8 protein-coding genes are annotated in these 5,359 nt (G+C 56.3%); 4 read left to right on the plus strand and 4 right to left on the minus strand.

From position 1 onward, the window contains the following. Window positions 1–223: 223 nt before the first annotated feature. On the minus strand, window positions 224–472 hold the full coding sequence (locus HY308_10595) for a transposase (GenBank protein MBI3898729.1): 249 nt from the start codon (window positions 470–472) through the stop codon (window positions 224–226). A gap of 417 nt (window positions 473–889) precedes the next feature. Between HY308_10595 and HY308_10600 the strand changes: the two genes are divergently transcribed. Then, on the plus strand, window positions 890–1,369 hold the full coding sequence (locus HY308_10600; protein MBI3898730.1) for a hypothetical protein: 480 nt from the start codon (window positions 890–892) through the stop codon (window positions 1,367–1,369). Between the two features lie 240 nt (window positions 1,370–1,609). Here HY308_10600 and HY308_10605 read toward each other — a convergent pair whose 3' ends face one another. Further along, window positions 1,610–2,464, minus strand: a complete 855-nt coding sequence (locus HY308_10605) for a transposase (protein MBI3898731.1) — start codon at window positions 2,462–2,464, stop codon at window positions 1,610–1,612. Between the two features lie 83 nt (window positions 2,465–2,547). On the opposite strand from HY308_10605, the gene HY308_10610 reads away from it, so the two are divergent. Then, window positions 2,548–2,640, plus strand: a complete 93-nt coding sequence (locus HY308_10610) for a transposase (protein ID MBI3898732.1) — start codon at window positions 2,548–2,550, stop codon at window positions 2,638–2,640. 218 nt (window positions 2,641–2,858) lie between these two features. On the opposite strand, the gene HY308_10615 is transcribed toward HY308_10610, so the two are convergent. Next, a complete protein-coding gene (locus tag HY308_10615; GenBank protein MBI3898733.1) occupies window positions 2,859–3,719 on the minus strand; it encodes an AraC family transcriptional regulator in 861 nt (286 codons plus the stop codon). 178 nt (window positions 3,720–3,897) lie between these two features. Between HY308_10615 and gstA the strand changes: the two genes are divergently transcribed. Next, on the plus strand, window positions 3,898–4,512 hold the full coding sequence (gstA, locus tag HY308_10620) for a glutathione transferase GstA (GenBank protein MBI3898734.1): 615 nt from the start codon (window positions 3,898–3,900) through the stop codon (window positions 4,510–4,512). Window positions 4,513–4,560: 48 nt separating this feature from the next. Then, a complete protein-coding gene (locus tag HY308_10625) occupies window positions 4,561–5,127 on the plus strand; it encodes a YbhB/YbcL family Raf kinase inhibitor-like protein (GenBank protein MBI3898735.1) in 567 nt (188 codons plus the stop codon). Window positions 5,128–5,231: 104 nt separating this feature from the next. Here the strand turns inward: HY308_10625 and HY308_10630 are convergent. Continuing rightward, window positions 5,232–5,359: transposase (locus HY308_10630; GenBank protein ID MBI3898736.1), on the minus strand; the 128-nt coding region annotated here is incomplete at its 5' end.

The following is a 5,359-nucleotide window of genomic DNA, read 5'->3' on the forward strand; positions in this document are numbered from 1 at the left end:
GCTGGGTCGGCGAATTCTTGACGCGCCGCCACGCTATCTGCGCGAACTGATGCCGTGGCGAGCGATTCCACCACTCGCGGCACAAGCCATGTCTGCCTATGCAGCGAAGAGCTGAAATGCGGGGAAACCTCAGGGTCTGACTGCAATTTCCTTTTTTGGTCGCTCCGCTCTACCGAGCCTGACTCGCCGTGAAAGTGCCTGTTCGATTTGATCTTTGCATCGTTCACTGTCCTATGGACTGCATCACCTTGGCAATTCCATCAGGGCGAAACGGTGTCATTAACAAATGCACGTGGTTGGTCATCAGCACGTAGGCGTGTACCTGACAGTCGTGTGTTACGCAGGCGTTTTTTAGCGAGTCGAGGTAACTGCTGTAGTCCTCGTCAGCAAAGAAGGTAACTTGACGGTTATTGCCACGCTGGATGACGTACTGGGGGATGCCAGCCATGGCATAGCGCGGTTGGCGGGGCATAAACGGGGGCTCCCTGTTTTTATTCTCGCACGAGGATTACATCACGGATGTTTAGGCATGGGGAAATTGCAGTCTGACCCCGATTGATTCGGGCGCCGAACTGTCCCTGACTCGCACGCACAAGAAGAAATTTGAACTCCGCTGGCTCGAGCACTGCCGCCTTTGTATCTTCAACACTAACTACCACATAAATCGAACTACGTCAGCTTCGCGAAGTTGACACGCGCCGCACCACGGTTGGGGGTTCCGCTCTTTAGGTTCAAATTTTTTTAGGTTCAATTTTTTTTCGACAGTACAGACCATCGTATAGATAGATAACTTTCCGCGAATCGTTGAGAGTGCTCGGCAAGCGAAAGCGCCTGCAGAGACGCTGAGTGATACGACAATACAATCCCGTAGAGTTTCGAGGAGAAAAAGATGGACACTTATGGAAAGTCCGGCAGGGCTTTTGAAAACGTTGTGCTTAGCGCCGCACTTTTGATCGGTATAACCGGCGTCGCGATGCCGGTCACATCCCATGCGGAAGACAAATGTTGGAATGGACCAACCGTCACTGACTGGCGAGGTAGAAATTTCAACACTCGGACGTGCCCGACCTGGACCGGTTCTTACGTGAACAGTGAGCCGTGGTCAGTGGGTGAAGGCGCACTTCACGTCGGTTATTTATATGCCGGTAACAATTGGGTTGTTTGCCAAATGAAAGGCCTGAGCAACAACGACCACGGTCCGGGCCTAAACGACATTTGGCTATATACACAGAGCGATAAGACCTTAGCCTACCCTGAACGTCAGGGCTGGGGCTGGTTGCCAGCCACCGCGATGTCTTACGGCGGTGACTACCAACCGATTCCCGGCGTGCCCTGGTGCTCTGAGTATCCGGGCTATAACCCGTACTAGTTTTGTTTTCGACAACCGATGCAAATCAAACGACAAGAAGAACGAGCGCAACACCAAGTACAGGAATAAATACCTCGTCTGCCTATCCAAAACGCAAAACGAGACCTCGCCTCAATAGTACTTCTTTAAGCACAAACTCGATGTCATTCCCGTGAAAGCGGGGTGACATCGCTCTTAGCTTGAACTAAAAAAATAAAAAAAATTTTGAGACGCGATAGTGTCAGGTCTTGAAATATCAGATTAAGCGTCACCCCTACTCACAACTTTACTAATGGTCGTGTAGTGCAAATCCAGCTGTCGACCGATGTCCGTTAGGGTGTAGCCGTGTTCGCGATGGGCTTGATGGATCGCACGGTCACGCTCTGCTTTGTTCTTGAAGCCACTGGCCGGGAATAGCACCTTAAGGGACGGGCGGGCGGCAAATCGCTGGCGGCGCGGAATCTCTTTGAGAGTGGCGGCGGATTGTCGCGCTCGCATTATTGTCTTCACAAACGATTCGGGGCCGAGAAAAATTTGGGCGGTAAGTTTTCCCCAGGGAGACGGCTGGTCGATGCCTTGCTGGATGAATTCGCGAAGGCGTTTTTCTGCTGTCTGACGGCGACGGGCAAATTGACCGAGAATCCAATCGCGGGTTAGGAATTCTGCACCCTTTGAAAGACCCGTTATCGCCCGATAGCTTGACCATGGATAGGCTTTGGGGTGTTTGACCATCTTGGCGCGCACGGGATTGAGTGCGATGTAGCGACAAAGTTCCAGGAGGTAGTTGTCTTTGTCGACCACAATGGCCTTGAACCGTCCCTGAAACAGGTGCCCTACCCGCCCATGGCGTCGGTTGAAGGTTTGCGTGTAACGGCCGTTAAGTTGACGCATGCCCCGCGACAGGTTGGCGTCCGGTGTTTCGATCAGGAGATGATAGTGATTGTCCATCAGGCAGTAGGCGTGGCAGCGCCAGTGGTGCTGCTTGATGACTTGGGCGAGGATCTCGAGGAAACAGTGACGGTCGGTATCGTCGTCGACGATGGGCGCGCGGGCGTTGCCGCGGGCGGTTAGGTGATAGACGGCGCCAGGGAATTCAAGGCGGAGGGGTCGAGCCATGGGTGGGGAAGATAGCGGGTGGGGGCTTATAGTTCAAGACCTGACCCTATTTGCTTTTTAACTCATTGACCGAAGTGCGAACCATGACCGAAGACTGGCGGCAGCGTTACAACCAGGAGCGTCCACACGGCTCGCTCGGCGATGTTCCGCCGGTCCATTACGACATGCCACAATGATCGAAATCTCTACTTCTGGATGGCTCGAAGAAACGAGGATGCTTCAATGAAAGCATATGCCCTGCTCCGGGGAATGTTCAAATGGATGCTTTGTACGTCAAAGTTTTTCATATCGGTTTTCCTTTCGGGTCACTGTCGAGCTTCGGGAATCTCGGCTCTTCGTCTGATTAGACTTCCCGAGGGCGGCACGTATGACCGAAAACCGTCTGGCGCGACGTTTATACCGCCTGTTCAATCTTCGGCGCTCTACCGCGGCGCGCCTGCCCCGGCCCGAAGCCGAAGTGGCGCTTAAAGGTTTTGGCAAACGCGGATTCCGACTGATAGCCGCAGCGTTGCGCGACGTCGAGCAAGGCCGCGTCTTCCTCGCGCAGCCAGGAATAAGCGAGCTGCATGCGCCAGCGCATAAGGTAGTCCATCGGCGTCTCGCCCATGATTTCCTGAAAGCGCTTCGCCAAGGCCGAGCGCGATAAGCCGACATCGGCGGCAAGCGTATCCACTGTCCAGCGGCTCTGCGGCGCTTCGTGCAGGCGGCGCAGCGCTTCGCCGAGGTAGCGATCCTGCAGCGCCGCGAGCATGCCCGTCTGCTGCGGGTTCGTGGCGAGGTGGTGGCGGATCATATAAATGAATACCGCGTCGGAGAGTCGGCCGAGCACGGCCTCCGATCCTGGCCGATCCGCCGCGGCTTCTTCGAGCAGCAGCTCCAACAAACTCGTCAACGCCTGCGCGCGGTCTTGGCCGCGTTGCAGCAGCACGCCATCCGGTAGCGCATCCAGAATCGGATTGCGCATGCCGCGTTCGAACTGAAAATACGCACAGACGATACCGGCGCCGGCGCCATCGCCCGCATCTTTAAAGTAATGCGGCAAGTCGCGCGGCATCAGCATGACATCGCCGCAGCCGAGCACGATCGGCGTTTGTTGGTTTTCTATATGCAGATGACAGCGGCCATGACTCACCATATGAAACACGGCGCGTCCGGCCACGGGCACTTTCAACATCGACTGCCCCTGACATTGGCCGCGCTGCACCACGGCCGCGTTGACGCGAAACACCCGCAGGATGTTGCTCAGTAGGTCCAAAGATTTTCTCCGTTCACACACATCGATTCTTGAAGTCTGGCGCAAGCAAAACCGGCGCGCAACGCAAACCGCGAATTGTGGCGTATCGGACATTATTGCGAGCGTTTCGCGCATGGGTGGCCACGACCGCACCGCCTAACATGCCGGCTCCTGATACGACTTCGAGGAAGGCAAAAAAATGAAGCTTTATTTCTCTCCCGGCGCTTGCTCGCTCGCACCGCATATCGCGCTGCGGGAAGCGGGTCTTGCATTCGATTTGAAACGCGTCGATCTCGGCACACTGACGGTGGAACACGGCGGCAAGCTGATCGCGATAAATCCTAAAAATCAGATCCCCGTACTCGGCCTGGACGACGGCCAGATCCTGACTGAAGTGTCGGCGATCCTGCAGTACATCGCTGATCTCGCGCCGGCCAACACGCTGGCGCCGGCGCGCGGCGCGTTCGAGCGCTATCGCTTGCAGGAGTGGCTCAACTTTATCGCTGCCGAAGTTCACAAAAGCTTCCCGGCGTTTTTCTATCCCGAGCGCGGTTTCTCCGTGCCGGCGGCGCGCACGCATCTGGCGCAGCGTTTCGACTACGTCAATCACGTGCTGACGTCGAAACGGTACCTGCTCGGCGATGCGTTCACCGTTGCGGACGCGTACCTGTTTAACGTGCTCAGTTGGGCGCGCCCGGCCAATATCGATCTGTCGCGCTGGCCGGCGTTGAATGCGTTCATGGGGCGCATCCTGCAGCGCCCGGCGGTTCGCGCCGCCATGACCGCCGAAGGCTTGCTGGCCGCGGCGGCGTAACGATTGTCGAACGAAAATTCAGAGGAAATCACTATGCGTACAAAAAACATGATCAAATTTATGTTGGTAGCAGCGACCGTGTCGGCGCTGAATGCGACAGCGATGGCGAACGATAAAATGATGGCCGACCATAGCCATTTCACCGTATCGAGCCCGACCATCGCCGCCGATGGCGCGCTGCCGCAGAAGCAATACTGGAACAATTTCGGTTGCAGCGGCGGCAACGTCTCGCCGGCGCTGACATGGCGCGGCGTACCGAAAGACACGAAGAGTTTCGCCATCACCTTCTACGATCACGACGCGCCGACCGGCAGCGGCTTCTGGCATTGGGTGGCGTACAACATTCCCGCCACGGTGACGAACCTTGAAGAAGGCGCGGCCAGCATGGGCAAGTTGCCGGCGGGCGCCGTCGAAGGCAATACTGACCTCGGTAAACCCGGCTGGTTCGGTCCGTGCCCGCCGCCCGGACGCAAACACCACTACACCTATACCGTATACGCGCTCAACACCGACAAGCTCGACTTGCCCGGCGCCACCGCCGCGTTCGTCGGTTTCAATCTGTGGCAGCACACGCTTGCCACCGCGACGTTAACTGCCACCGCCGGGCCGCGGTAACAAACTTTACTTTCATCCCCTTGTCTAGGCGAGGGGATGAAACTTTTTAATTCCCTCTCTTAACCGCGTGCGCGAATAAATCGGGGTCAGACTAGGGCGTGTCCTCATTTCCGCTGCAGCCAGATCAAGGTACAGGCGAGATAGGCCATCGCCTTGAAATTACGCGCCAGTTTTTCATAACGCGTGGCGATACTACGAAAATGTTTAAGTCGGGCGAAGAGATTTTCCACCA

It is taken from the genome of Gammaproteobacteria bacterium, from assembly GCA_016199745.1.
Lineage (GTDB): Bacteria > Pseudomonadota > Gammaproteobacteria > Acidiferrobacterales > Sulfurifustaceae > JACQFZ01.